At 39.9% G+C, this 25,170-nt stretch carries 29 protein-coding genes; 15 read left to right on the top strand and 14 right to left on the bottom strand.

Annotation, left to right across the window (positions count from 1 at the left end; genetic code table 11):
* Position 1: 1 nt before the first annotated feature.
* A complete protein-coding gene (locus tag I6J03_RS08880; protein WP_003009583.1) occupies positions 2 to 574 on the top strand; it encodes a hypothetical protein in 573 nt (190 codons plus the stop codon).
* A complete protein-coding gene (locus I6J03_RS08875) occupies positions 571 to 1,068 on the top strand; it encodes a GNAT family N-acetyltransferase (protein ID WP_003009581.1) in 498 nt (165 codons plus the stop codon). The genes I6J03_RS08880 and I6J03_RS08875 overlap by 4 nt, the downstream gene beginning before the upstream one ends.
* Here I6J03_RS08875 and I6J03_RS08870 read toward each other — a convergent pair.
* Positions 1,057 to 2,367 carry a M28 family metallopeptidase gene (locus I6J03_RS08870; RefSeq protein WP_003009578.1) on the bottom strand — a complete coding sequence of 437 codons (1,311 nt, stop codon included), beginning with the start codon at positions 2,365 to 2,367 and terminating at the stop codon, positions 1,057 to 1,059. The genes I6J03_RS08875 and I6J03_RS08870 overlap by 12 nt on opposite strands.
* Positions 2,368 to 2,565: 198 nt before the next feature.
* Between I6J03_RS08870 and I6J03_RS08865 the strand changes: the two genes are divergently transcribed.
* The 3 genes from I6J03_RS08865 to I6J03_RS08855 are packed head-to-tail and all read left to right on the top strand — an operon-like array spanning position 2,566 to position 3,438.
* Positions 2,566 to 2,880 carry a rhodanese-like domain-containing protein gene (locus tag I6J03_RS08865; RefSeq protein WP_003009575.1) on the top strand — a complete coding sequence of 105 codons (315 nt, stop codon included), beginning with the start codon at positions 2,566 to 2,568 and terminating at the stop codon, positions 2,878 to 2,880.
* Between the two features lie 7 nt (positions 2,881 to 2,887).
* Positions 2,888 to 3,199 carry a hypothetical protein gene (locus tag I6J03_RS08860; protein ID WP_003009572.1) on the top strand — a complete coding sequence of 104 codons (312 nt, stop codon included), beginning with the start codon at positions 2,888 to 2,890 and terminating at the stop codon, positions 3,197 to 3,199.
* Positions 3,196 to 3,438: a DUF6358 family protein gene (locus I6J03_RS08855; protein ID WP_003009569.1), complete on the top strand. Its 243-nt coding sequence runs from the start codon at positions 3,196 to 3,198 to the stop codon at positions 3,436 to 3,438. Before I6J03_RS08860 ends, I6J03_RS08855 begins: the two co-directional genes overlap by 4 nt.
* 20 nt (positions 3,439 to 3,458) lie before the next feature.
* Here the strand turns inward: I6J03_RS08855 and gcvT are convergent, their stop codons facing one another.
* From gcvT to I6J03_RS08825, 6 genes are all read right to left on the bottom strand, one after another.
* The gene (gene gcvT, locus I6J03_RS08850) at positions 3,459 to 4,541 is read right to left on the bottom strand and encodes a glycine cleavage system aminomethyltransferase GcvT (protein ID WP_003009566.1); all 1,083 of its coding nucleotides are present in this window, start codon (positions 4,539 to 4,541) and stop codon (positions 3,459 to 3,461) included.
* Between the two features lie 80 nt (positions 4,542 to 4,621).
* Positions 4,622 to 5,455, bottom strand: coding sequence for a DUF6929 family protein (locus I6J03_RS08845; RefSeq protein ID WP_003009563.1), 834 nt, complete (start codon positions 5,453 to 5,455; stop codon positions 4,622 to 4,624).
* 2 nt (positions 5,456 to 5,457) lie between these two features.
* Entirely contained in the window at positions 5,458 to 6,150 is a 693-nt protein-coding gene (locus I6J03_RS08840) for a pseudouridine synthase (RefSeq protein ID WP_003009561.1), read from the bottom strand.
* 9 nt (positions 6,151 to 6,159) lie between these two features.
* Positions 6,160 to 6,531, bottom strand: a complete 372-nt coding sequence (locus I6J03_RS08835; RefSeq protein ID WP_003009559.1) for a DUF4359 domain-containing protein — start codon at positions 6,529 to 6,531, stop codon at positions 6,160 to 6,162.
* Positions 6,532 to 6,599: 68 nt separating this feature from the next.
* Entirely contained in the window at positions 6,600 to 7,085 is a 486-nt protein-coding gene (locus I6J03_RS08830; protein ID WP_003009556.1) for a DUF4112 domain-containing protein, read from the bottom strand.
* A 3-nt stretch (positions 7,086 to 7,088) separates the two neighbouring features.
* Complete coding sequence (locus I6J03_RS08825; RefSeq protein WP_232279773.1) at positions 7,089 to 7,811, bottom strand: SIMPL domain-containing protein; 723 nt, start codon at positions 7,809 to 7,811, stop codon at positions 7,089 to 7,091.
* Between the two features lie 151 nt (positions 7,812 to 7,962).
* Here I6J03_RS08825 and I6J03_RS08820 point away from each other — a divergent pair, with 151 nt between their 5' ends.
* Positions 7,963 to 8,154 (top strand): cold-shock protein, encoded by a 192-nt coding sequence (locus I6J03_RS08820; protein WP_002998417.1) that lies wholly within the window; start codon positions 7,963 to 7,965, stop codon positions 8,152 to 8,154.
* A 65-nt stretch (positions 8,155 to 8,219) separates the two neighbouring features.
* On the opposite strand, the gene recO is transcribed toward I6J03_RS08820, so the two are convergent.
* Positions 8,220 to 8,942: a DNA repair protein RecO gene (recO, locus tag I6J03_RS08815; protein WP_003009548.1), complete on the bottom strand. Its 723-nt coding sequence runs from the start codon at positions 8,940 to 8,942 to the stop codon at positions 8,220 to 8,222.
* Positions 8,943 to 8,999: 57 nt separating this feature from the next.
* Positions 9,000 to 9,227: a hypothetical protein gene (locus I6J03_RS08810; protein WP_003009545.1), complete on the bottom strand. Its 228-nt coding sequence runs from the start codon at positions 9,225 to 9,227 to the stop codon at positions 9,000 to 9,002.
* A gap of 207 nt (positions 9,228 to 9,434) precedes the next feature.
* Between I6J03_RS08810 and rpmB the strand changes: the two genes are divergently transcribed.
* From rpmB to bshC, 6 genes are all read left to right on the top strand, one after another.
* Positions 9,435 to 9,668: a 50S ribosomal protein L28 gene (gene rpmB / locus I6J03_RS08805; RefSeq protein WP_002998411.1), complete on the top strand. Its 234-nt coding sequence runs from the start codon at positions 9,435 to 9,437 to the stop codon at positions 9,666 to 9,668.
* 76 nt (positions 9,669 to 9,744) lie between these two features.
* Complete coding sequence (rpmG, locus tag I6J03_RS08800; RefSeq protein ID WP_002998409.1) at positions 9,745 to 9,927, top strand: 50S ribosomal protein L33; 183 nt, start codon at positions 9,745 to 9,747, stop codon at positions 9,925 to 9,927.
* A gap of 50 nt (positions 9,928 to 9,977) precedes the next feature.
* Positions 9,978 to 10,139 (top strand): DUF4295 domain-containing protein, encoded by a 162-nt coding sequence (locus I6J03_RS08795; RefSeq protein WP_002998407.1) that lies wholly within the window; start codon positions 9,978 to 9,980, stop codon positions 10,137 to 10,139.
* A gap of 195 nt (positions 10,140 to 10,334) precedes the next feature.
* Positions 10,335 to 11,309, top strand: coding sequence for a signal recognition particle-docking protein FtsY (ftsY, locus tag I6J03_RS08790; RefSeq protein WP_002998405.1), 975 nt, complete (start codon positions 10,335 to 10,337; stop codon positions 11,307 to 11,309).
* 1 nt (position 11,310) lies between these two features.
* Positions 11,311 to 12,645 carry a 30S ribosomal protein S12 methylthiotransferase RimO gene (gene rimO, locus I6J03_RS08785; protein WP_003009540.1) on the top strand — a complete coding sequence of 445 codons (1,335 nt, stop codon included), beginning with the start codon at positions 11,311 to 11,313 and terminating at the stop codon, positions 12,643 to 12,645.
* Between the two features lie 102 nt (positions 12,646 to 12,747).
* The gene (gene bshC, locus I6J03_RS08780; RefSeq protein ID WP_003009537.1) at positions 12,748 to 14,337 is read left to right on the top strand and encodes a bacillithiol biosynthesis cysteine-adding enzyme BshC; all 1,590 of its coding nucleotides are present in this window, start codon (positions 12,748 to 12,750) and stop codon (positions 14,335 to 14,337) included.
* Here bshC and ctlX read toward each other — a convergent pair.
* A complete protein-coding gene (gene ctlX / locus I6J03_RS08775) occupies positions 14,334 to 15,278 on the bottom strand; it encodes a citrulline utilization hydrolase CtlX (RefSeq protein ID WP_039990234.1) in 945 nt (314 codons plus the stop codon). The genes bshC and ctlX overlap by 4 nt on opposite strands.
* Before the next feature lie 504 nt (positions 15,279 to 15,782).
* Here ctlX and gcvP point away from each other — a divergent pair.
* Complete coding sequence (gene gcvP, locus I6J03_RS08770; protein ID WP_003009531.1) at positions 15,783 to 18,656, top strand: aminomethyl-transferring glycine dehydrogenase; 2,874 nt, start codon at positions 15,783 to 15,785, stop codon at positions 18,654 to 18,656.
* Positions 18,657 to 18,937: 281 nt separating this feature from the next.
* The gene (locus I6J03_RS08765; RefSeq protein WP_003009528.1) at positions 18,938 to 19,600 is read left to right on the top strand and encodes a hypothetical protein; all 663 of its coding nucleotides are present in this window, start codon (positions 18,938 to 18,940) and stop codon (positions 19,598 to 19,600) included.
* Between the two features lie 40 nt (positions 19,601 to 19,640).
* On the opposite strand, the gene I6J03_RS08760 is transcribed toward I6J03_RS08765, so the two are convergent.
* A complete protein-coding gene (locus tag I6J03_RS08760) occupies positions 19,641 to 20,333 on the bottom strand; it encodes an AIM24 family protein (protein WP_002998389.1) in 693 nt (230 codons plus the stop codon).
* A 147-nt stretch (positions 20,334 to 20,480) separates the two neighbouring features.
* Between I6J03_RS08760 and I6J03_RS08755 the strand changes: the two genes are divergently transcribed.
* A complete protein-coding gene (locus tag I6J03_RS08755; RefSeq protein ID WP_003009524.1) occupies positions 20,481 to 21,311 on the top strand; it encodes an N-acetylmuramoyl-L-alanine amidase in 831 nt (276 codons plus the stop codon).
* A gap of 51 nt (positions 21,312 to 21,362) precedes the next feature.
* On the opposite strand, the gene I6J03_RS08750 is transcribed toward I6J03_RS08755, so the two are convergent.
* The 3 genes from I6J03_RS08750 to I6J03_RS08740 form a co-directional block, all read right to left on the bottom strand.
* Positions 21,363 to 22,673 (bottom strand): hypothetical protein, encoded by a 1,311-nt coding sequence (locus I6J03_RS08750; protein ID WP_003009521.1) that lies wholly within the window; start codon positions 22,671 to 22,673, stop codon positions 21,363 to 21,365.
* A 155-nt stretch (positions 22,674 to 22,828) separates the two neighbouring features.
* Positions 22,829 to 23,371, bottom strand: a complete 543-nt coding sequence (locus I6J03_RS08745; protein ID WP_003009518.1) for an NUDIX hydrolase — start codon at positions 23,369 to 23,371, stop codon at positions 22,829 to 22,831.
* Between the two features lie 9 nt (positions 23,372 to 23,380).
* Complete coding sequence (locus I6J03_RS08740; protein WP_003009514.1) at positions 23,381 to 25,114, bottom strand: phospho-sugar mutase; 1,734 nt, start codon at positions 25,112 to 25,114, stop codon at positions 23,381 to 23,383.
* Positions 25,115 to 25,170: the final 56 nt, after the last annotated feature.

The raw sequence follows: 25,170 nt of genomic DNA, 5'->3' as shown, positions 1-25,170 counted from the left end.
TATGTCTTCTCACCACATTGTCCGTGAAAATCAAGAGCCGGCCTTATTGATAGATGTACTGGATGCTATCGATGAAGAATCCTTAGGTCAGTTACTGGAATGGAGCCCTACACTTATCAGCAGTGACGCCAGTTACGATGCGCTCGAAAGTCTGGGGATTAAGGTAGATGTTCTTTTTCTTCACGGTTCCGTATATGATATCGATATACAGGAACATACCCGAATATTTCCTGTAGAACAATCCTACCTCAGCAGTGCGCTACATTATCTTGTCGAAAACGGACATCGGGCCGTCAATGTTATAACAGATCACATCCCGTTTGAGCTATTGCTTTCCTACGCAGACAAGCTGGACATGGTTATTATATCCACAGAGAGAAGAACAGTCCTGGTAAAGTCTCCTTATGAAAAGTGGAAGCCGCAGGGAGAGATATTACGTGTTGTCGGTTCGGATAAAATACGTACACATGGATTGACCGCAATTGGAGATAATCACTATAAAACTTCTGCCGAAGGATTTTTTAAGATAGAATTTGATGAACCTACATTTCTGTTTATAGAAGAAGAACGATGAGCATTACCATCCAAAAGGCAACGGAGCATGAAGCGGAAACTATTGCTCAAATTGGCTGGGCCAGTTATTATACTACATACCCTGAAATCTTATCAGCCGATCAGATTGAATTTATGCTGGAGAAGAGTTACACAGCATCTGCAATCAGCCAATTGATGAAAGAGGGGCATTTGTTTTATATCCTGTATGATGAAGGAGAGGAACAGGGCTTTTTATCTGTCAGATTGAAACCTGAGGATGCTGCTGTGCTGCGCATAGAAAAACTTTATTTACTTGCTGTTGCGCAAAAAAAAGGGTTTGGAAGTAGACTTATTTCATTTGCAGAAGATGAGGGCGTACGGTTTGGCTGTAAGGTATTGGAACTTAATGTAAACCGGAATAATCCGGCTTACCATTTTTATAAAAAAGAGGGATTCCACGTCTCTGAAGAAGTAGATATCCCTTATTTTGGTTATGTGCTGGATGATTATGTCATGCAGCGTTTACTCCCTTAGTTTTTCCACTCTGGATGGTGTCTGTTTACCGTTGACGATACCCGTAATACCAATGGCAATTGCCTCAATACTGGCTTTTATATTTTCGATATTCAGTGTGCTTACTTCATCTTTTACAGTGTGGTAGTAGGTATCCTGATCCATCTGACTGGTTGAAAAAGAGTGAGCAGGTACACCTTGTGCCGCCAAGACAGCATTATCACTTCTGTAAAACAGATTCTGCTGCGGATAGGGATCCGGATAAAATTTAAATTTAGAACCTTTCAGATTTTGCTGCATCAATTCTCCGAGATTGGATTGATGATAACCCGTAATGTACATCGTATTGGGGCCGAATTTGGAATCTTTACCAATCATTTCCATATTGATCATGGCTGTGACCTGATCCGGATTAATGTGTTTGGAAAAATAAGTGGAACCGTACATACCAAGCTCTTCTCCGGTGAAGGCCACGAAAATAAGCGTTCTTTCATTCTTATTTACTTTTTTAAAATGCTTTGCCAAAGCAATCATAGCCGTTACACCTGACGCATCATCGTCTGCACCATTGGCAATAGAATCCTGTCCTTCGGGAGTCAGAATGCCGATATGGTCATAGTGTGCTGAAAAGATTACATATTCGCTGGCTTTGGATTTTCCCGGAATTATACCTGCCACATTGAACATAGGTATACTTTCATAGTTATTCTTAAATTCTATCTCATAATTATCTGAAATCTGATGGCCGAGAATAAAGACAAAACTATTTGTGAAGACCGCATTGCCGTCTGTAACCAGACTTTCTTTTTCATATATCTTTTGAAAACGTTTAAACATATCTTTAAAAGACGTATCTACCTGAACAATTGCATTTTGGATTCCGCTTTGTACAATTTTTCTGAACTCTTCTGAAAAATCACTGCCAGCCTCTATCTTTATTACTTTAGTACCACTTTTTGCATCCAGGTGCAAATCTTTTACGCGGCTCAGGATCATTACATTTTCTGGTGAGACAGGGGTTTGATCAATAGATACTTTCGGAACGGACGGGCTAATCTTTTGTACCTGAAAAGTCTGACGGTAGTTCTTTTCTGCATATGGCTCCAGACCTATACTTTGAAATTCACCTGCGATATAATCTGCTGCTTTCTCGATGTCCTTTGTCAGGGCCGAACGTCCCCGCATCTCATCTGACGCGAGTGTATTGAGGATATTGGTGATATAGGCATTATCTACAACAGGGGTTGTGGATTTTTGTGCCGTACTATTAAGAGAGGCAAATACAAACAAACCACAAAATAAAGCATTAATTCTGTTCATAATTAAAAAGGTATTTACATGGACAAGATACGGATTTTTAACAAAAATAGGTTTTACATGTAACGGCCGCAACAGGAACCTTCCCGAAGACGGGGAGAAGAAATTGTTAGGACTATTTTTTTAACACTAAAGAGCAGTTCATTATTCCTTTTTCCTTGAAGCAAATCCTTATATTTGATTAAAATATTTTAAGAAATCATGAAAGAAGTATCCGTTGCTGAATTAAAGCAAAAAATCGATAATAATGAAGATTTTCAACTAATAGATGTTCGCGAACCCTTTGAGTATGAAGTGTCTAATCTGGGTGGACTTAATATTCCTTTGGCAGGTATTGTTATTGAAGCTGAAAAAATTGCGAAAGACAAACCTGTTATTATCCAGTGCCGTAGCGGCAAACGCAGTGCACAAGCCGTAATGCTTCTTGAGCAGCAGGGATTTGATAATCTGGCAAACCTTAAGGGAGGTATTCTGGCCTGGAAAGAAGAGATCGATCCTGAGCTGGACGTTTATTAGTCTGCACATGAAAAATCTGGAGCATCAGACCAAACAGGCTTTTTTGTTTAGTCTTGCTTTTTATGTAATAGGTCTGTTTTCCTGTTTTATCAATATACAGTTTGCGACACTTATTATAAGTGTTTCGTTATTGATTTCCCTGATCTGGGTATTTCTGGTCCTGAGGGAGATTTTTCTTTCGGGGAGGATTTCTAATGTAGAAAGATTGGGATTAGCCATTTTCATTGTAATGGGCAATATTCTGGCGGGAGCTGTATATTTCTGGTTTTTACGGAATAGGGTAATCCATTCCGTTCAGAAAAATAAGTTTAATAAATGAAAAAAGAGATTATTTATAATGTAGGCCTGAATGTGGGTATGATGTTGCTTATCATGATCGGATATACAGCTTACAAGAGTGGGAATGCATTAATTTTCGGACTGTCAATTGCGCTGGGAGTCGTACTGATCTACCTGAAAATTGTGTTGCTGAAACAGGTCAGAAGAAAGACAAGAACACCTCAGCAGGTTTCGTTGAAGACTACGACGACAACAAAGAAGAAAAAGAAACGGGCTTAATTTTAAGCCCGTTTCTTTTTCTATTTTACAAATGGCGGTTTTGCCACTTTAGCTTTAATTTTCTGATTACGGATGTGGATAAAAATCTCTGTCCCTTCTTTAGCGAAAGCCTGATCAACATAGCCTAATCCGACAGATTTTTTCAGTGATGGTGACTGCGTTCCGGAAGTAACACGACCGATAACATTTCCGTCTGCATCTACTATTTCATAGTCGTGACGGGGAATACCGCGGTCTATCATTTCAAAACCCACTAATTTTTGTTTTACTCCGGCTTCTTTTTCGGCTTTCAGATTCGCAGAATTTACAAAATCCTTTGTGAATTTCGTTACCCAGCCCAATCCTGCAGCTAATGGTGAAGTGTTATCATCAATATCATTGCCATACAGACAAAAGCCCATTTCCAGACGAAGTGTATCTCTCGCACCTAAACCGATTGGTTTAATGCCGTAAGCCGCTCCAGCTTCAAATATGGCATCCCATACTTTCTGTGCATCCTCATTGGCAACATAAATTTCAAAACCACCTGCTCCGGTGTATCCTGTAGCAGACACCAATACATTGTCTACACCTGCGAAAGTACCTTTAGCAAATGTATAATATTCCATTGGAGCAAGCTCTATATCAGTAAGGGATTGCAGAGCTTCTGCAGCCTTAGGACCCTGAACTGCAAATAATGAAGTCTGGTCAGAGATGTCTTTCATCTCAACACCATATGTATTGTATTTGCTGATCCAGTTCCAGTCTTTTTCTATATTGGATGCATTGACAACAAGGAAATAAGTCTTTTCATCAATACGGTAAGTCAGAAAATCATCTACGACACCACCATTTTCATTCGGAAGGTAGCCGTACTGTACTTTTCCGTCATATAATTTGGATACGTCGTTTGAAGATACTTTCTGAAGTAAATCCAGGACATTGTCTCCCTTTAAAATAAATTCACCCATGTGACTTACATCAAACACGCCGACACCGTTGCGTACAGTTTCATGTTCGTCATTAATCCCAGAATATTGAACCGGCATATTGAATCCCGCGAAAGGAACCATTTTTGCGCCCAACGCAATGTGATGCTCTGTAAGAGCTGTATTTTTAGACATAAACAACTTAAGTTTAATTTTGTACAAATTTATAAATTAAACCCACAAAAAATGAGGGTTTACGCTTTTTGTGCAATCGTTTACTTCGATAAGGTTAGCTTATATATTATAGCTTCGTCTTCGTCATTATCCCGATCCTCACAAAGCAGAAATTGAACAGACTTCTGATCTTCGCTATAAAAAGTAATGCCTTCGATCTTATGTGTTGTGGAAATCTCGAGAGTACGCTTTATTTCAAAAGTCCCGGCATCCATTATTCCGATGAGCGACCCGCCGATCTCTCCATCGTGATAATTGGAATTTGAATCTTCTGCAGCAGCAATAAAATAGATCTGATCCTGATGTAAGATGGCATCTGTAAAACCTGTGCTGATCGTCTTAATGGCCGGCAGAGCAATATCCTTCCACAGAATTTCCTGTTCCGGATGCTTTCGGTTGATCTGGAAAACAACATTACGCTTCTGCGGTCCGTTGCCTCTGTTGAATAAGAGGATGCGGTCTTGATCTACAATAGCACCTTCTATATTAAAATCAGCTTCGCTGATGTTTGCCGCTTTCTGTAATCTCGAATAAAGTGCTGTCAGATCAGACGGATTTACTTTAAATGAGTTGTCCGGGAAGACCTCAAAACCCTTATTTCGCTTAGCTGTCGAACCGGAGCCGTATAGAAATAACGTGTTATCATACAGACTGATTGCTTCAATGTCGGCTTTTTCTTTTTTAATAATATTTTCTCCCAGTATTTCAGAAGAGGTAAGAGGAAACTTCTGAAGTTGATTTTTTTTGAGGTGATAGTCATATATGTAATGGCTGTTATCAGCGATCAGATACAGATGAGACTGATTATAGACTAATCCGGACGCTGCACTGATGCCGATTATTTTACAGAAGACCTCTAAGATAAATGTGTTCATGACTACAGATTTGGTGACTCTAATTTTAAAATAGATAATACCCTTTCAAACTCCGGTTGTAAGGGGGCTTTTATAAGTATTATATTTCCTGTTGTGGGATGTTCAAAAGATAGCTGAGATGCATGAAGCATCATTGTATCCATTTCGAAACGTTCTTTCCACAATTTGTTTTGCTTGTTGCAGCCATGCGGCCTGTCGCCCAGTATAGGATGGAAGATATGGGCAAAATGCTTTCGCAGCTGGTGCATACGACCCGTTTCCGGATTGGCTTCTACAAGAGAATATCTGGAAGTTGTGAAATTGCCTGTAGGAAGATCAATTTCAGACCGGGACAATGTTTTATAATGCGTTAAAGCCTCCTGCTCTTCTCCGTTCTCTTTTTTCAACGGATAATCTATCCGACCTTCATCTTCTGTATATCCTCTTACCACTGCCAGATAAGACTTATTCATTTTTCGATCCTGAAACAGTTGCTGCAATGACTTGTCCATTTCTTTTGTAAGCGAGAATAACAGTATTCCTCCTGTTTTGCGGTCTAGCCGGTGGGCAGGATATACGCGTTGCTGAAGCTGATCACGCAGGAGCTGTAGTGCAAATTCAGAAGCATCCCTTGCTATAGGTGAACGATGTACCAGCAGACCATGTGGTTTATTGATAGCGACGATCTCCTGATCTTGATGTAGGATATCCAGCATTATCTTTGGTTATATTTTTTTAAGAACTTTGATGATATCTGCTATTTTCTCGTCTATCTTACTGCTTAGCCATACTTTGCCGAAAGCACCAATACCGATTACGGTTTGTTTATTTTCCCAGCGAACCTTAGTTGTAGAGAATAAAAAGTAATTGTCTATCTGTACACTTCCTTTCATAAACTGATTGATCATCTGGTCTCCAAATAATTGCATTCCGAAATCAAATGCATCCTGATGCTTGTAGCTTAACTGCTCTTTTAAGATCTGCTTTGCTTTGTCGCGTATAATCTCTTCGTGTTTTTCGCGCGGAGGATTTGTTAAGAACGCGGTGATCATCAGAATGATCAGCACAAGTGCTATATATCTGCTTTTATTTTTCATGCTATCGCTTTATAAACAAAAATAGCGTTAAACTTTCGCTTAACGCTATTCTTAAAGAAAGATCTTTTTTAAAAGATAAGTTGATAGATCCATTCGGTAAGTTTCCAAAGGATGAAAATCATAATTCCGCAGATCAGCAGGAGTATACCCAGTACTGCGGCAACTAACCAAACACCTGAACCCTGGTGCTTTCCTTCGTAATAATGTTCCCGTAAGATCTCCACATTGCGCTGATTGGACTTCTTAAAAAAGTCAAAGATATTTCCTAAAAACGGAATGGCACCCAGTATGGCATCGATCATAATATTGATCAGCATCTTGACGACAGCTTTAGAGCTTACCCCGTTTCTCCACATCACCATGACCAGCATCAGTGATGTCGAAAAGGTAACCAGATTGCCTGCAAACGGGATCAGATTAAGAAGAGGGTCCAGGCCAAACCGGACTCCTCCAATCTTAAATTTGTTGTCCAGTATCCAGGATACTCTTTCTACCCAGGCAAAATCCTGCTTTAAGCGGAGTTCCTTTTCTTCGGGCAATAGAAATTTTGGCATGGATTATAATAATTCAAAAATCGCATCTATCTCCATATATATTTTGATAGGTTTGATATCGATGTCGAGACTTTCCTGTTCAGGTGCTCCGCCCATTGCATCCGCAGATTTGAATGACATAGCACGTACACTAGGCGCATAATTTGCAAAATTGAAACTTGTATTATCATTGATGATTAATACCTTACCAACTTTGTCACCAGCAGCAGCAGCTAAGATAGTTGCATTGCTTTTTGCATCATTAACAGCTTCTGTTTTTAATTGTTTCTCCAGTTCTTTCTTTCCTGAATAGTCGTATTCATTGATTGATGTGTTTTGAAGACCTTTTGCATCTACATCATCAAACAGACTGTTTAGTTTGGAAAGATCAGTTACTTTAAGACGATACTGACGGGACTGCAGTAATTCTGAGTTTTTCTTTTTCTTAGCGTCGTTGTTGTTATAGCTCCAAATATTCTGAATGGTGAAATCTTCTTTTTTGATACCATTGGCCATAGCAGCATCAAACAATTGTTTTTCAAGTGTTTCGATGGTTACTTTCTTTTTGGTATTTCCATCCAGGTAGTACTCTCTTAAAGATACAGAAAGATAAATAATGTCCGGAGTGACTTCTTTTTCAGCCTTTCCTTTTGTTGACACCTTGCGTATATTGTCTGTAACTTGCTGTTGTGCGTACGTGGTTCCCATAATTCCTAGAATTAAAATACCTAATATTATTTTCTTCATATCTGTTGTTTTATGCCTTAGACCTGTCAAAAACTTGACCATTTTTCAGGCTATAAGTAAAATATAGACGTAAAAAAGAGAATTTAGTTTAATGTTTTTTGCCGATTTTAAATAATTATAAATATCTTTAGGGAATTAAATATTATACAAAATGCAAGAAGGAGTAGTAAAATTCTTTAATGAAGCCAAAGGTTTCGGTTTCATCATTCCTAATTCTGGTGAAGGAGAAATCTTTGTTCACGTTACTGGATTAATTGACAAAATTCGTGAAAACGACAATGTTTCTTACGAAGTAGAACAAGGCCGTAAAGGTCTTAACGCGGTAAATGTAAAAGTTATCTAATTAATAGATTCAAGATATATTTATTGTGAAAAGAGCCGTTTTCGATATCGAAAACGGCTCTTTTTTTATCGGAATATTTCTTCAAGAATATACACTGAATTTATTTCTCCAAAATTCGCAACATGTATATTATAAAAGTCCAGCATCTTGGAAAGTAATAAGGCACGCTCTTCTTTATTGATTTTGAGAAGAGCTGCGGATGCATAGGTCGACCCGATAAGCTGATGAAATATTTCAGTGTGCGGAGGCTGCAGTACATCGCTGTGAGCCGGCAAAGAGCTGCTGAAGTTTCCTTCTCTCAGGTCAAAATAGGGCAGAACTTTTGTTCCCACATTTGGGAGAAACCCCAAAAACATGCTCAGTTTTATAAGAAAAGTAAGGTGAAAGTTTGCCAGACTATGGTCCGTTTCATCCAGATAGCGTATTGACTGAAAAATAAAATTAAACAGAAAACCGTCATGCTGCTGTTGCTTTAATGACTTGTACAGGACCTCATTAAGAAAGATAGCGATAGAGCTCTTTACAATATTGTAGGGCAGATCCAGTAAAGGAGGAGTCTGGTGTGCTTCAGAGATGCGTTGCAGATTGTTGTTATCCTTGTGATATACGATCAGTTCCAGCAGATGAAGTGGCTGAAAGAGGTTTGCCTTTATCTTTGCTTTTGGTTTTTTCGCCCCGTTGACCAAATAGGACTGTAGTCCGAAACTTTCAGTATAGACCTGTACAACCACACTACTTTCAGAATAGTTTGTCAGTTTGAGGGCTATACCTTTTGTTTTATGCAGCATGCTGTTCGGATTGAGGCAGGCAAAAATAGTGATTTGACAGCAGTAATATCTGACTGATTAATCTTTGTGCTGCTCTTCATGTCTGGACTCCATAATGCTCTTTCTTTCTATCTTACGGATCAGACTGTAGATAATTGTTACAAATCCCCAACTGAAAATAAGAACCCCCAGGATCATGATAATCTTATAGAGATCAATCTCCTGACTCATCATCCAGTATCCCCCATATATAATCAGTATGCCTGATACAGATAGTATAAGCCCTCTTCGTAAATATTTGTTCATTGTGAATTGTTGAAAACTATTTGATTAAAGATACAAAGTTAGATTAAAATAAAAAGTTATTTTTGCGCACTGAACTGTCCTGCATCATAAATATTTTAAATATTTCCCTTCCAAGTCTTGTATTTGCAAAAAGAAATATAGATATTTGCAAACTCTTTGCGAAAAGACATATTAGTAATATACAGACAACAATAAAAATCAGATATCATGTCAAGAATTTGTGATTTAACAGGCAAGACGGCATTAAATGGTTACCGCGTATCGAATTCGAACGCAAAAACCAAACGTAAATTTTATCCAAACTTACAAACGAAGCGTTTCTTCATTCCAGAAGAAAATCGTTGGATTACGTTAAAAGTTTCAACTTCGGCGATTAAGACGATTAATAAGAACGGTATCACTGCTGCTATTAATACGTTTATTAAAAAAGGATCTATCTAATTAGGTCAGTCGCCTGTTGCATTAAATATTCTGAAATTCAATCCCCGTTAAGGCGGATATAAAATAAAGTAAAACAATGGCTAAAAAAGGAAATAGAGTACAAGTAATCTTAGAGTGTACTGAGCACAAAGAAAGTGGTCTTCCGGGAATGTCTCGCTATATCACCACAAAAAACAAAAAGAACACAACTGAGCGTCTTGAATTGAAAAAATTCAATCCGGTGTTGAGAAAAGTTACTGTTCACAAAGAAATTAAATAATCATTATCACAAGATCCCTTTTGGGATATTGAGTTAAAAAATATAAAACCATGGCAAAGAAAGCAGTTGCATCGTTACAAAAAGGTGGCGGTAAAGAATTTACAAAGGTTATTATTACTACTCGTTCTGCAAAAACTGGAGCTTATACTTTCAAATCAAGCATGATTCACAATGATAAAGTGAAAGATGCTTTAGCTGCAGCTACTAAATAAGACGAAACAGTAAGATATTCCTTTTTTAAAGTTTTTCTTTAAAAAATTCTCAAAAGCCGTTTTGGTATATTACCGAAAGGGCTTTTTTCGTTACATCTAAATTTGCGTATATTTGATGCGTATATCTGTTCTGCAAAGGGATAAAACCTATGCGACAGAATCATTTTACATTACACGGTTTCGCTCAGGACATCTATGGGATTATTCGATTTTTTCAAAAAGAAGCAAGAAACGCCAGAAGCACAGGAAGCGCTAGATAAGGGCTTAGAAAAAACTAAAGAAGGGTTTTTGTCTAAAATTACAAAAGCAGTGGTCGGTAAATCTACTGTGGATGATGACGTGCTTGATGAGCTGGAAGAAATACTGGTTACTTCGGATGTTGGCGTGACGACTACACTGAAAATCATAGATCGTATTCAGGCTCGCGTTGCAAAAGACAAATACATCAATACTTCTGAGCTTAACAATCTGCTGAAAGACGAAATACAGGCTTTGCTTGCAGAGAATAACAGCTCTGACTTCGAAAACTTTGAATACGGAAATCATAAGCCCTATGTGATCATGGTCGTAGGTGTCAACGGCGTTGGTAAGACAACGACGATAGGTAAACTTGCTCACCAATTGAAAGCTGCCGGTAATAAGGTGGTATTAGGTGCTGCCGATACGTTTAGAGCGGCAGCAGTGGATCAGCTAAAATTATGGGGAGAACGTGTCGGTGTACGTGTTGTGGCACAGGCTATGGGTTCTGATCCGGCATCTGTTGCTTTCGATACAATCAAGTCTGCTGTTTCCAACGGAGATGATGTGGCCATTATTGATACCGCAGGTCGCCTGCATAATAAAGTGGGATTGATGAATGAGTTGGGAAAGATCAAGAATGTCATGCAAAAAGTTATTCCGGGAGCACCACATGAGATACTATTAGTGTTGGATGCTTCTACGGGACAAAATGCGATCGAGCAGTGTACGCAATTTACTCAGGCCACAGATGTCAATGCGCTGGCTTTGACAAAATTGGACGGAACAGCAAAAGGAGGTGTCGTGATCGGTATTTCAGATCAGTTTAAGATCCCGGTCAAGTACATAGGAGTAGGAGAGAAGATAGACGATTTACAATTGTTCAATAAAAAAGAATTTGTTGATTCTTTATTCAAAGAATCTGCAAGGTAATATGAAAACAAAATCTGTAAGACCTGCTGAAATTAAGCAGAAACCCCGTGTTAATGTGATCACGTTGGGATGTTCCAAAAACATTCATGACAGTGAAGTGCTGATGGGCCAGTTAAAAGGGAATCAAATGGAGGTGGTACATGAAGCCTCTAATATTCAAAATAATGATATTGTAGTGATCAATACCTGTGGTTTTATCGATAATGCCAAACAGGAATCCATTGATACCATTCTTCAATACAGCGAGCTCAAAGAGCAGGGTAAAATCAATAAAGTAATCGTTACAGGCTGTCTGTCTGAACGGTATAAACCTGAGTTGCAAGCTGAAATTTCCAGTGTAGATGCTTACTTCGGGACAAATGATTTGCCGGAGTTATTATCTAGTATAGGAGCAGATTACCGCCATGAATTACTGGGTGAGCGCATGCTGTCTACACCTTCACACTTTTCATATTTTAAAATTGCAGAAGGCTGTAACAGACCATGTTCGTTCTGTGCTATCCCGTTGATGCGCGGAAAACATGTTTCCAAATCCATGGAAGATCTGGTAAAAGAAGCGAAATTCCTTGCCTCTAATGGTACAAAGGAATTAATTCTTATTGCGCAGGATCTGACTTATTATGGTCTGGATATTTATGGTAAGCGTAATCTTTCTGACCTTTTGCGTAATCTTTCTGACGTAGACGGTATAGAATGGATTCGTCTTCAATATGCTTATCCTTCCGGATTTCCAATGGATATACTGGATGCGATGGCAGAGCGATCGAATATCTGTAATTACTTAGATATGCCTCTTCAGCACATTTCAGATAATATGCTGAAATCTATGCGGAGAGGGACAACGAAACAAAAACAAATTGATCTGGTGAATCAGATCCGGGATAAAGTGCCTGATATTGCTCTTCGTACAACATTGATCTGCGGATATCCGGGTGAGACTGAACAGGACTTTCAGGAGATGTTGGAATGGGTGGAAGATTCCCGTTTTGACCGCCTCGGTTGTTTTACCTACTCGCATGAAGAGAAAACCCATGCTTATTCGTTGACGGATGATATACCGGAAGAAGTAAAGGAATCCCGTGTAGAACAGATCATGGAGGTTCAGCAAGGAATTTCATACGATATTAATCAGGAGAAAATCGGCAAAATCTATAAAGTGCTGGTTGATAAAGTGGATGGTGATTATTTTATCGGACGTACAGAATATGACTCTCCTGAGGTTGATAATGAGGTGTTGATCTCTGCAAAAGATGCCTACGCCCGCATAGGAGATTTTGTTCAGGTAAAAATTGACCGTGCTGAAGACTTCGATCTTTATGGTACTATTGTCAAATAATAGAAGAAGGGCCTTTCATTCCCGCTAAATTTTTATTTTTGTTAGGTTCCCTATGGGACAAGTGTATTTTTTTCTAATGCACTCAAAATTTAATAAGCAGGAATGAAAGCAACTTATATAGATTACCGTGATACCAACAGTTTTTCCAAGACCTTAATCGCTTATCTGGAAAACCATCCGGAGCTCCAGCCATTTTATGGAAACCGACCTGATCTGGATGGTTTTGCAAAGCAAATTGAACACAAAAAGACTTTCACACACAGGCCTTTGCTGGTCGATCAGCTGCGGGATCAATATACAGGACTGCTTGCTGATGCTCCTGCCGTAGAAGCCAATATCACGGCCTTACTTGACGAAAATACCTACACCGTAACCACCGGGCATCAGCTTAATATTTTCACAGGACCTCTTTATTTTATTTTTAAGATTATTACGGCTATCCGGTTAGCGGACGATCTGAAAAAGGCGCATCCGGATAAAAACTTTGTGCCTGTATACTGGATGGCGACAGAAGATCACGATTTTGAGGAGATAAATCATACACGTGTCTTTGGTAAAAAAATAAGTTGGGATACTCCGGCGGTATCTGCCACCGGACGTATGACTACCGAAAGTATAGAAGAAGCGGTCAAACAGTATAAAGCGATATTGGGTCTTTCAGACAATTCCTGTAAACTAAATGATAAAGTAGATAAAGCGTATATCGAACATAATAATCTGGCAGACGCAACCCGGACGTTTGTACACAGCCTTTTTAAAGAATATGGCCTGCTTATTCTGGATGCTGATCGCAGAGAATTGAAAAAGGTATTTGCTCCGGTTATCAAAGAAGATATTCTTCAGGAAAAAAGCTATAAAGCTATTCAGAAAACGTCTGAAGAACTGGAAGAGAAAGGTTTTTCTACTCAGGTGCATGCCCGGGAGATCAACTTTTTCTATTTAACAGATACGTACAGAGAGCGAATTGTTAAGCTGGATGACGGCCGTTATGAAGTTCTGCATCAGGATGTCTATTTCAGCAGGGAAGAATTAGAAAAAGAGATTGATAACTATCCGGAGCGCTTTAGCCCGAATGTGATCATGCGGCCTATGTATGAGGAAATAATTCTTCCTAACCTGGCTTATATTGGCGGGGGAGCGGAAATGGTATACTGGCTTCAGCTAAAAGCAAATTTTGATCAGTATGCTGTTGATTTTCCGATTTTGGTACCCCGTAATTCAGCAATGATCACGGATGATACTATTGCCGGTAAAATCTTTCGTCTGGATCTCACATTCAAAAGCATATTTAAGCCTGCAAATACGCTTAAGAATGACTATGTGCGCAGGCACACGACCCACCGGCTAAATCTTAATGATGAATGGATGGAGCTAAATGCGATTTTCGGTAAAATAAAACTCCGGACACATAAAATCGATCCAAGCTTAGGGCCAAGTACGGATGCGGTCAAGGCCAGACTAAAAAAGGCAATAAAGAATCTGGAGAAAAAGCTGCTGAAAGCAGATAAGCGCAATCATAATGAAGCGTTGACGCAGATTGAACGCGTTAAAGAGAAGTTGTTTCCGGGAGGAGGTTTACAGGAACGCACCGAAAACTTTGCTCTGCTGTATGTCAAATATGGAGATGAACTTTTCCGTGAGCTTTACAAGCATTTTAATCCTCTTGATTTTAAGTTTAGCATACTGTATTAAGATATCGTTTGTTGCGGCAGAAAGACTTCTGCCATCATGCACCTCGCACCTCCTCCGCCACAGGTTTCGATCACGTGGAGAGGGCTTTTCAGGAGTGTGCCATATTGGGACAGCATATCTATCTGTATAGGGAGCAGACAGTCGTATGCCTGGCTGCTCATCACTACAAACGGAGCTCCGGAGACAGCATGTACCTGTAAAATGTTTCCGGCAAATTTACCTGCCTGCTCCTCCGTAATAAATACAATTTCTTTATTGTCTTTATGAAGGCTGTCAATTACCAGCTGACGTTGCAATTTATTGTCTATTGCATCTGCACAGAGTACCGCAAAATGGTCTCCGACAGCCATCATCACATTTGTATGATAAATCGCTTTACGAAGTTCGCCAACTGATTGAAAGGATTCAAACAGAACGGGTGTATAATCCATGGTCAGACAGAAACGGTGTACAAGATCACTATCGGCTCTGGGGGACAGAGAGCAGTATACTTTTCGGTTTACCCGATCCAGAATAAGGCTTCCTGTTCCTTCCAAAAACAGATGTTGCGCTTCTGAAGATGTAAGGTCCCAGCTGTCGGTGACAGAGAATCCCGCATCTTTCAGCGGAGTGAAAATATCTATTTTACGCTCATTTCTTCTATTTTCAGCAAACATAGGGTACAGTACTATTTGTCCGTTTTCATGAAAAGAGATCCAGTTATTCGGAAAGATGCTGTCGGGAGTATCGTATTGACCGTCATCCTGTATGACGATAAGCCTGATTTCGTGTTGTTTTAATAAGGAGACAAAGTTATCGAACTCTTGTTGCGCAGAAGCATTGATATGCTCATCCGACCAGCCCGGGATAGCATGTTGGAAATAATTATTGGTTGCGGTCTGTTCGTTCTTTCTGAAAGATGCCGGACGGATCATCAATATCGTATCTGTAGTTTGTCTCATAGTATTAGTCTGCATCTCTCTGTAGTGATAAAGTAGAACACCTGAGCGGGCCTTCTTGTTTTCCGATTTGTGCATAAGGTATTTCTTCCACGTGAAACCCGTTGTCTCTTAGCTGATTATTGGTTGTTTATGAAATGGGTTCTGAGACTATTGGAACCTGTCCTCATTATAAATATATTAATATGGACAGACTTTGTGGGCCAGAAATTATCATAATGGAAAAATATTGCATGGCAGATTCGCTGATTTATAAAATAGCCTGTCTGGTAGTAGAATGATGTGTTACATATGCCTTTAACGGGGTAATCTATTTTATTAAAATGATAGCGCAAACGGTTGTTTTACAGGGTAAGTATACTTCGTGTGTCACAAGGTAAAAATGACTTTTTTTAGGCTTTGAAAATATGTATCTTTGCACATCCAAAATTCGTCTGTTTTGTGAAGAAATAAAGCCCTATAAACCGAGGGTCGGTACTGAACAAAAAGCGGTAACTTTTTACATCCATGAGTAAAATACATTTTCAAGAAAAATTCGAAAGTCGTCACAACGGTCCAAGTCAGGTTGAAGTGAATGAGATGTTGTCAGCTTTAGGTGTTGACGCTGTTGATCAGTTGATTGATCAGACAGTTCCTTCTCAAATCAGAGCTAAAAAAGCATTAAACCTGCCTACAGCATTGAGTGAGACTGCCTATTTGAAAAGAGCTAAGCAAATCGCCGAAAAAAATAAGGTGTTCAAATCCTATATTGGCCAGGGATATTACGATGTAATTCTTCCGGGAGTTATCCAGAGAAATGTATTCGAAAATCCGGGATGGTATACACAGTATACGCCATATCAGGCGGAAATCGCTCAGGGTCGTCTGCAGGCCTTATTGAATTTCCAGACCGTTATTACTGACTTTACAGGTTTGGAAATTGCGAATGCATCTTTGTTAGATGAGGCGACAGCAGCTGCAGAGGCGATGTTTATGTTGTATTCTGCGCGTAAGAATAAAGCAGCAAACACTTTTTTGGTTTCAGAAAAAGCATTTCCGCAGACGATTGATGTATTGAAAACAAGAGCAATCTCCTTTGGGATTGAATTGAAGATCGCATCTGTTTCAGAATCTAATCTGACAGACGATGTTTTTGCAGTTTTCTTACAGTACCCACTGGGTGACGGATCTATCATTGATTACAAAGCATTCGCTGATGCCGTTCATGCAAAAGGAATGACAATCTGCGTGGCAGCGGATCTGATGAGTCTTGCCTTACTGACGCCTCCGGGAGAATGGGGTGCTGATGTTGTTGTCGGTAACTCGCAGCGATTCGGTGTACCAATGGGTTTTGGAGGTCCTCATGCGGCTTTCTTCGCTACAAAAGATGCTTACAAACGTAATATTCCGGGACGTATCATAGGCGTTACTTCTGATTCAAACGGTAACTACGCTCTTCGTATGGCACTGCAAACCCGTGAGCAACATATCCGTCGTGATAAAGCTTCTTCTAATATCTGTACTGCACAGGCATTACTGGCTATTATGGCTTCTTTCTATGCGGTATATCACGGGCCACAGGGGATTAAAAATATCGCAGGACGTATCAACGATCTTGCACAATTATTAGATCATGCTGTTCAATCACTGGGTTATACTCAATTGAACAAAACATATTTTGACACGGTTCGTTTCGAACTTGGAGAACATGCCGGTTCATTGAAAGCTGAAGCGCTGAATAATGAGATGAACTTCAATTACAATGGTACAGAAGTAAAAATCTCTATAGACGAAACGACTACCTTTGAAGATATTCAGACCATCACAAAAGTATTTGCTAAAATAATCGGCAAGACACTGAGTGATGTTGATTTTGATGCTGCTGAGAAAGCGATTTCATCATCTATTCCGGCTGAACTGGTTCGTCAGAGTGCTTATCTGACACACCCTATCTTCAATAGTTACCACTCTGAGCATGAGATGTTACGCTATATCAAATCATTAGAGGCGAAGGATCTTTCTCTATGTCACTCTATGATTCCGTTGGGATCATGTACCATGAAGCTGAATGCTACAGCAGAAATGGTTCCTGTGACCTGGGCACAGTTTGGCGGACTTCACCCGTTTGCACCGCTGGATCAGACTTCGGGATATATGCAATTGATCGGTGAACTGAATGACTGGTTGTCTGAGATCACCGGATTTGCTAAAATGAGTTTTCAACCTAACTCCGGAGCACAGGGAGAATATGCCGGTCTTATGGTGATCCGCGCTTATCACGAAAGCCGTGGTGATCATAACCGTAATATCTGCTTGATTCCTGCATCTGCACATGGCACCAACCCTGCATCTGCATCAATGGCAGGATTGAAAGTTGTCGTAGTAAAATGTGATGATTTCGGTAATATAGATGTAGCTGATCTAAAAGCGAAAGCTGAGGAACATGCGGCTAATCTGAACTCATTGATGGTTACTTATCCATCTACACACGGTGTATTCGAAGAATCTATTATTGAGATATGTGAGATCATCCACGCAAACGGAGGTCAGGTATATATGGATGGTGCGAATATGAATGCACAGGTAGGCCTGACAAGTCCGGGTCATATCGGAGCTGACGTATGTCACCTGAATCTGCACAAAACATTCTGTATTCCGCATGGTGGTGGTGGTCCGGGTATGGGGCCTATCGGTGTCGCTAAACATCTGGTTCCGTTCTTACCTAACCATGAAGTAGTAGAAACTTCCGGTGAAGAAGGGATTCATGCTGTCTCAGCAGCTCCTTTTGGTTCTGCATCTATTCTGGTTATTTCGCATGCGTATATTGCTATGATGGGCGGAGATGGTCTGACAAATGCAACTAAAACAGCTATTCTGAATGCAAACTACATCAAATCCAGATTAGAAAACCATTATCCGGTATTATATTCCGGAATCAATGGTCGCTGTGCGCATGAAATGATCCTGGATTGCCGGAACTTTAAGAACGTAGGAGTGGAAGTTGCTGATATCGCTAAACGATTGATGGATTATGGTTTCCATGCGCCAACAGTTTCTTTCCCTGTAGCGGGTACCCTGATGGTTGAACCTACAGAGTCTGAGTCTAAAGCAGAATTAGATCGTTTCTGTGATGCATTGATCGCTATCCGTCAGGAAATTGCGGCAATAGAATCGGGAGAGATTGATCAGACAGAGAATGTTCTGAAACATGCACCACACACAGCGGCTGTCGTGACTGCAGATGAGTGGACAAGATCATACAGCCGTCAGACTGCTGCATATCCGTTAGACTATCTGAAAGCACATAAATTCTGGCCATCTGTAGGTCGTGTAAATGAGTCTCAGGGAGACCGTACGCTGATTTGCTCATGTCCTTCTATTGAAGAATACATGGAGGCATAAGCCTTTCATTATACTACAGAAAGAGGCATTACTTTTAAGTGATGCCTCTTTTTTTGTTAATTGCTTTACCGGAGTAAACATATCTTAGCATAACAGATGCTTTCAAATTTTTCGAATGAGTAAAATGCTGTTTAATAGATTATTGTATATGTGGCGGGATTTTTTATATTTGTTAAACAAATAAGTTATATATGAAAATCTGTGTGGTACAAGCCTCACAAATACGAATCAGTACAGTTTAGAATCCGCCCGTCGGTCTTTAAAAAACAAATTTTATACATATGAAAAGCTATTTCAAAATTATTTCAACTCTTACTTTGTCTGCAGTTTTACTATCTGCCTGTGGCGGAAATAAAAAAAGTGAAGACGGTGATACATCTACAGAAGAAAAAGGAGGTATCGCAGACGTAGTTTCAGGGGTCAAAAATCTGAATAATCTAACTGATGGTGCGGCAAAAATGGAGGAGGTACAGAAAAAATTAAAAGGACTGACTCCGTTATCTAATGAAGAACTGAAAGCGTTCTTTCCGGAAACATTAGAAGGATTGAAGAGAACCAGTATTTCGGTAGGGAATGGTGAAATGTATGGAAATATCGCTACCGGTAACGCGACATATTCAGATGAAGCGGGTAAAGAAATCACCGTTAAATTAATGGATGGTGCAGGAGAGCTTGGATCAGGAGTTATTTCTTTGCTTGTGCTCGGTTATCAGGTGGAAAGTGAAAGTGAAAACGGAAACCGTGTAGAGAAGACTGGCGAGTTTAATGGAAAACGTGGTAAGACAGAAGAAAGCAAAGAAAATGACGGAACAGCAGATTACTTTGTTTCTTCGGTAAGCTTTTTAGAAAAAGACAGATATAATGTTGAATTAAGAGGCCAGCATTTTTCTTTGGCTGAATTACAGAAAGCAATGGATAAGCTGAATTATGCAGCTTTAAAATAAAAGATAGATAAAAAGAGGGGCTAACAGCCCCTCTTTTTATTTAGCTTTGTTGAAAATACACTTCTTCATATGGTTGGATCAGTACCCAGCCTTCTCCCTGAAACATCATTTGAAATTCTTCACCACTTCCACGACCCAGAATACTTTTGAATGATACATTGCTTTTCAATTCGGGTTTTAAGTGTCCTGCCCATGCTACAGTCGCATTCGGATCTGTAAACACAGGATTGCCCGGAGTTACCATCAGTGTAAGCGGATCGCCGTGTGTCGTAATGGCAACATATCCACTACCTGTGAGCCGAACCTGAAATAATCCTCCGGAAAGCATTCCCGCAATACTTTTCAGCATTGTAATTTCATTTTTGATACTCTGATCGTGTGCAAGGATATCATTTCCATTTACACAGATAGACTCATTATTGAGTTGCAGGATCTGTACCTTTTTACCCGAATCTGCCACATACAGTCGTCCTGTACCCTGAGCTTTCATAAGCTTGGCTCCTTCGCCGGTAAGGGTTTTCTTAAGGAAGTTGCCAATACCTCCGGAAAGCATGCCTTCCCGCTCAAATTTGATAGTACCGACATATCCGACCATACTTCCGTTTTTGGTCCACACAGATTGATTATTCAGGTTAATCTCCAGCATTTGTGCTTTTTCCAACTCAAAATAATCATGTTCTGAATCATCCTGCCTTGTTTTTGCAATGAATGATTGTAATGAAAATTCGCTCATAATTGTAGTGTTGTAATAAATGTATTATTAATTGTTTTCTTCCGTTTAATAAGAGTACCTGTTGCTTCTATGCTAATTATGTGCCAGGAGGTTTGTCCGGTCTTTTATTTGGGTTGCAGGTTGTATATTTGTTTAAAATAATGATTTATGAAGATAAAAATTTCTACGGGAATTATGCTGGCTTCTTTTGTAATCGCCTCCTGTTCAGGCGGAAAGTATGCCGCAACTGAGAAAGTGTACAAAAACAAAGCAAAAGAATTTGCCAAACAATATAAAGAAGTTCCTCCCAAAGATCAGGCTATTTCCAAATTGTATCTGGTAAAGGATAAGGAATGGGTGGCTTCTATAAATTTTGGTATCCGCAAGCCTAACTATGTTGTCATCCATCACACCGCACAGAATTCTACGGATCAGACCATTAAAACATTTCATTCTGCCAAAGCAGGTGTTAGTTCACACTATGTGGTAGGTCGTGACGGTAAGGTAGTACAGATGGTCAATGATTATTACCGGGCACATCATGCCGGAATTGGAAAATGGGGAAATGATACAGATCTCAATTCTTCATCTATAGGGATAGAGCTGGACAATAACGGTACTACAGATCCCTGGACTGAATCACAGATCAATAGCCTGATCGAACTGCTTACTTATCTGAAAACAAAGTATGGTATTCCACAGGCTAATTTTATCGGTCATATGGATCTGGCGCCTACACGTAAGAATGATCCGACCCGTTTTCCATGGAAAGCATTGGCTGACAAAGGATTCGGTTACTGGTATGATGATTTCCTAGAAACGCCGCCTGTGGATTTCAATCCAGTAATGGCTTTACGTATTATAGGATATGATATCAAAAATCCGGATGCTGCTATCAAGGCATTTAAGACACACTATATCCAGAGAGACATTACTACAGCTACTCTTACGGATGAAGATCGTAAGATTATGTATGCTATTTATAAGAAGTTTTTATAAAAGATTCCACCTTATACAAATAAGGCCTTACTTGCGTAAGGCCTTATTTTTTTATATTGTTTTCACAAATTTCGGATCGTAATTCTCAATATCAATAATGTATCTGTTCTGTATCAGAAAGTCGAACAGAGGCTTCGCTTCCGGCGAAACTTTAAGATTCTCCGTTGTGATGATATTTTCATTTTTATCCATGTAAGGATAGACATACAGCTTTACATTTTTGCTAAACATTCCACTGATATAACCCAGTAATTCGTTTGTATAATGATCTTTATTATACTGATCCGAATTGAAGATATTTCTCAGGTTGGAGATATTGGAAGCAATCCCGATATTCCCTGGTTTGAACTGCGTGACATATTCTGCCAGGTGATTGTTTCTGCGGAAATTGGATACCAGAATATTGTTACCTGTTGAGCAGAGGTATTCTGCACGTTCAGCGAAGTATTTTAGATCCTCATTGGAGATATTTGAATCTTCATCCAGTACATTTCCCATCAAAACCTCAATCATAACGACCACATTTTCCGGATTTGCATTTGTATTGCGTTTGAATTGCTCTACTGCAAGATTGAAAAGGTCAAAGTTTGGAAGGGATTTCTGACGGTATTTCGTACGGAGAATGATGATATCTTTTTTATACAGGTAATCTTTGCTCTGTGCCGCTTTACCATCCGGTTTGAAGATTGCTGCTTTTGAAAATCCCTTAGCCACAAGATAAAGGTTGATCAGACGTTCATTGACACGTTCAAAAACCGGACCTTCTACTTTTACCAGATCTATTTCCACAGATCCTGCGGAGACATTATCTACGAAAGACTCAATCATGGACTGGATATCGTTGGTATAATAATATGCAGCATATACCAGATTGACACCGATGGTACCCAAGACTTTTTGCTGCTGCTGGTTGTCATTGTCCAATAACCGGGTGTGAATGATGATCTGATTAATAGGGCCGTTTGTGACCGTCTGAAAACGGATACCAATCCAGCCATGGGGTTCATTTGTCTTTGTAAAATTGAGGGTAGTAACGGTATTTGCAAAGGAGAAGAACTTTTTGGTAGCGTATTTTTCTCCGTGAAGGCGCTCTGTTAAAAGTTCAAATTCGTGGTGGAGCATTTTGTTGAGGCGAGGTCTGCTGACGTATCTGCCGGACTCTTCAGCTCCGTATATGGCATCACTGAAGGCCATGTCATATGCTGAAATGGTTTTTGCAATAGTGCCCGAAGCAGCTCCGGCACCAAAGAAGTTTCGGGCGACTTCCTGTCCTCCTCCAATCTCGGCAAATGTACCGTAAATATCGGGATTCAGATTTATTTGAAGTGCTTTTCTCTTGGTTTCAATAATTTCTCTCGCCATGCGGCAAAGGTACAAAAAAGCCTACGGCTTCTAAAGTGAAATGATGTTTAGAGATAACAACATTCGTAAAGAGATGGTTTATTCAGTGTTTGCTTCTTCCAAACAGAGCTTATACAAAAGATTGTTTCTGAAAAGTAATAAAAACCAGGCTTGCTTTAAAGCAGGCCTAGTTTACGGAAGGCATAGAACAGGGCTGCAGTATGCAGGGCCTGTCCTAATTTATTTTCAAACAGAAAAGTTTTAGCCTCTTCAATGGTCATTTCCACAACTTCGATATCTTCTGAGTTGTCGAGTTCCTGCTCCTGCACTTTTACGCCACCTTGCAAGATGTACGTGTAGGTGAGATTGCCACTGGTAGCCGGATTGGCGTAGAGCTTACAGATCTCTTCTATTCCTTCGAAAGCAAATCCCGTTTCCTCCAATAGTTCTCTTCGTGCTGCATCCCGGGGATCTTCTCCTTCTTCCACAACACCGGCAGGCAATTCGACCATAATCTGATCTGCACCATGACGGTACTGACGTACAAACAGGATTTTTTGATCTTTAGTAATGCCGATCATGTTGACCCATGTCGGATACTCCAGCACATAGTATTCTTCTTTTATATTACCGTTCGGAAGCTCCATTTTGTCTACTCTGAGTGTGGCCCAGGGACGCTTGATAATGTACTCCGAAGCAAGTAATTTCCATTTTTCCATCTTGTCAGCTTAAATAATATCGGCCATCATTTTTTCAACCTTATCCTCCAGGCGCTGTGATACCGTTTGGTATTCTGCAACTGAGTTTAGAGATTCTTTTACTGAACAGTAAAACTTGATCTTAGGTTCTGTTCCAGACGGGCGTGCAGAGATTACATCTCCGTCTACGGTGATAAACTGCAGTACATCGGATTTAGGAAGATCGATCGCCTTCTTTTCTCCGGTCGCTAATAGGATGGAAACACTGTTCTGATAATCACGGACCTCTTTTACAGTAATACTGCCCAATGTCTTTGGCATATTTTCGCGAAGCCTTACCATCATTGCTGCAATTTCTTCAGCTCCGGCTTTTCCCTTTTTAGTCAGTGACACCAGTTTTTCACGATAACATCCGAATTCCTGATAGATGTCCATGAGTACATCGTAAACTGATTTACCCTTATTCTTAAAGTAAGCAGTCATTTCTGCAAGAAAAGCGCAGGCATTTGGAGCATCTTTATCTCTGACAAGATCGCCGACCAGGTATCCGTAACTTTCTTCTCCTCCGGCAAGATATTCCTCTTTTCCAAGTAACTTTGTCATCAGCTCACCAATGTATTTAAATCCTGTAAGCGTTTCATAGTGCTTTACACCAAAATGTGTAGCAATATCGGCCTGAAGGTTAGTGGTAACTATCGTTTTGACAATGTAGGCTGTTTCTGATAGCTTATTCTGTTCTTTTTTAGCACTTAATACATAATAAATCAACAGACTTCCTATCTGATTGCCGTTGAGCAATTCAAATTTACCTGCATTATTTTTTACGGCTACACCTACGCGATCCGCATCCGGATCCGTTGCCAGTACTAAATCTGCATCTACAGCTTCTCCTTTAGCTTTGGCCATTGCCATAGCATCCTCTTCCTCCGGATTCGGGTAAATTACTGTCGGAAAATTTCCATTTGGAGTTGCCTGTTCTTCCACAAGTATCACATCTTCAAATCCCCATGCCCTGAGGAGCTGCGGAACGATGGTAATACCTGTCCCGTGAATAGGAGAGAAGACTATTTTCAGATCTTTTTGTGCTTTTACGATCTCAGAATTGATACTGAGTGCCACATTGGCTTTGATATAAGCCTCGTCTATTTCGGTTCCGACAGGAATAATGTTTTCTGCGATAGCTTCAAATTTGATGTCATTGACAGAAGCAATAGCATTGACTTCATCAATCACATTTTTATCATGCGGAGCTGTGAGCTGGCAACCGTCATTCCAATAGGCTTTATATCCGTTATATTCTTTAGGATTGTGGGATGCGGTCAGCATAACACCACTCTGACAACCAAAATGACGTATCGCAAAGGATAATACCGGTGTCGGACGTAATTCGGAGAACAGGTAAACTTTAATACCGTTTGCAGCGAACACATCAGCTACCAATCTGCCGAAGGATTGTGAATTGTTGCGACTGTCGTATGATACAGCCACTTTGATCTCCTGACCGGCGAATTGTTTTTTGAGGTAATTTGCCAGGCCTTGTGTGGCTTTTCCGATGGTATATTTATTCATTCGGTTAGATCCTACGCCCATAATACCCCGAAGGCCTCCTGTACCAAACTCCAAATCCCGGTAGAAACTGTCAATTAATTCTGTTTCTTCATTTTGATCTATTAGTCTCCGGACCTGATCTACTGTTTCCTGATCATATTCAGATCCCAGCCATTGATTGATTTTGGCCTGTGTATTTGTGTCAATAGTACTCATATGCTAAACTCTAATTGGTAGTAAATATAGTCAATCAATAATGAGATTGCTAAATA

Origin of the sequence: Sphingobacterium spiritivorum (assembly GCF_016724845.1) — a bacterium.
Lineage (GTDB): Bacteria > Bacteroidota > Bacteroidia > Sphingobacteriales > Sphingobacteriaceae > Sphingobacterium > Sphingobacterium spiritivorum_A.
The sequence above is the reverse complement of the archived record's forward strand: the minus strand, read 5'-3'. Positions and strand labels throughout refer to the sequence as shown.

Coding starts and splice junctions, on each gene's coding strand:
- I6J03_RS08750 (WP_003009521.1), bottom strand. CDS start 22,673: ATGGCGAGAGAAATTATTGAAACCAAGAGAAAAGCACTTCAAATAAAT.
- I6J03_RS08820 (WP_002998417.1), top strand. CDS start 7,963: ATGCAAGAAGGAGTAGTAAAATTCTTTAATGAAGCCAAAGGTTTCGGT.
- I6J03_RS08865 (WP_003009575.1), top strand. CDS start 2,566: ATGAAAGAAGTATCCGTTGCTGAATTAAAGCAAAAAATCGATAATAAT.
- I6J03_RS08745 (WP_003009518.1), bottom strand. CDS start 23,371: ATGGAAAAATGGAAATTACTTGCTTCGGAGTACATTATCAAGCGTCCC.
- I6J03_RS08845 (WP_003009563.1), bottom strand. CDS start 5,455: ATGAACACATTTATCTTAGAGGTCTTCTGTAAAATAATCGGCATCAGT.
- I6J03_RS08875 (WP_003009581.1), top strand. CDS start 571: ATGAGCATTACCATCCAAAAGGCAACGGAGCATGAAGCGGAAACTATT.
- I6J03_RS08755 (WP_003009524.1), top strand. CDS start 20,481: ATGAAGATAAAAATTTCTACGGGAATTATGCTGGCTTCTTTTGTAATC.
- I6J03_RS08860 (WP_003009572.1), top strand. CDS start 2,888: ATGAAAAATCTGGAGCATCAGACCAAACAGGCTTTTTTGTTTAGTCTT.
- I6J03_RS08825 (WP_232279773.1), bottom strand. CDS start 7,811: ATGAAGAAAATAATATTAGGTATTTTAATTCTAGGAATTATGGGAACC.
- I6J03_RS08760 (WP_002998389.1), bottom strand. CDS start 20,333: ATGAGCGAATTTTCATTACAATCATTCATTGCAAAAACAAGGCAGGAT.
- bshC (WP_003009537.1), top strand. CDS start 12,748: ATGAAAGCAACTTATATAGATTACCGTGATACCAACAGTTTTTCCAAG.
- I6J03_RS08880 (WP_003009583.1), top strand. CDS start 2: ATGTCTTCTCACCACATTGTCCGTGAAAATCAAGAGCCGGCCTTATTG.
- I6J03_RS08830 (WP_003009556.1), bottom strand. CDS start 7,085: ATGCCAAAATTTCTATTGCCCGAAGAAAAGGAACTCCGCTTAAAGCAG.
- rpmG (WP_002998409.1), top strand. CDS start 9,745: ATGGCTAAAAAAGGAAATAGAGTACAAGTAATCTTAGAGTGTACTGAG.
- ftsY (WP_002998405.1), top strand. CDS start 10,335: ATGGGATTATTCGATTTTTTCAAAAAGAAGCAAGAAACGCCAGAAGCA.
- gcvP (WP_003009531.1), top strand. CDS start 15,783: ATGAGTAAAATACATTTTCAAGAAAAATTCGAAAGTCGTCACAACGGT.
- ctlX (WP_039990234.1), bottom strand. CDS start 15,278: ATGAGACAAACTACAGATACGATATTGATGATCCGTCCGGCATCTTTC.
- I6J03_RS08835 (WP_003009559.1), bottom strand. CDS start 6,531: ATGAAAAATAAAAGCAGATATATAGCACTTGTGCTGATCATTCTGATG.
- I6J03_RS08740 (WP_003009514.1), bottom strand. CDS start 25,114: ATGAGTACTATTGACACAAATACACAGGCCAAAATCAATCAATGGCTG.
- I6J03_RS08795 (WP_002998407.1), top strand. CDS start 9,978: ATGGCAAAGAAAGCAGTTGCATCGTTACAAAAAGGTGGCGGTAAAGAA.
- recO (WP_003009548.1), bottom strand. CDS start 8,942: ATGCTGCATAAAACAAAAGGTATAGCCCTCAAACTGACAAACTATTCT.
- I6J03_RS08810 (WP_003009545.1), bottom strand. CDS start 9,227: ATGAACAAATATTTACGAAGAGGGCTTATACTATCTGTATCAGGCATA.
- I6J03_RS08765 (WP_003009528.1), top strand. CDS start 18,938: ATGAAAAGCTATTTCAAAATTATTTCAACTCTTACTTTGTCTGCAGTT.
- rimO (WP_003009540.1), top strand. CDS start 11,311: ATGAAAACAAAATCTGTAAGACCTGCTGAAATTAAGCAGAAACCCCGT.
- I6J03_RS08840 (WP_003009561.1), bottom strand. CDS start 6,150: ATGCTGGATATCCTACATCAAGATCAGGAGATCGTCGCTATCAATAAA.
- I6J03_RS08855 (WP_003009569.1), top strand. CDS start 3,196: ATGAAAAAAGAGATTATTTATAATGTAGGCCTGAATGTGGGTATGATG.
- rpmB (WP_002998411.1), top strand. CDS start 9,435: ATGTCAAGAATTTGTGATTTAACAGGCAAGACGGCATTAAATGGTTAC.
- I6J03_RS08870 (WP_003009578.1), bottom strand. CDS start 2,367: ATGAACAGAATTAATGCTTTATTTTGTGGTTTGTTTGTATTTGCCTCT.
- gcvT (WP_003009566.1), bottom strand. CDS start 4,541: ATGTCTAAAAATACAGCTCTTACAGAGCATCACATTGCGTTGGGCGCA.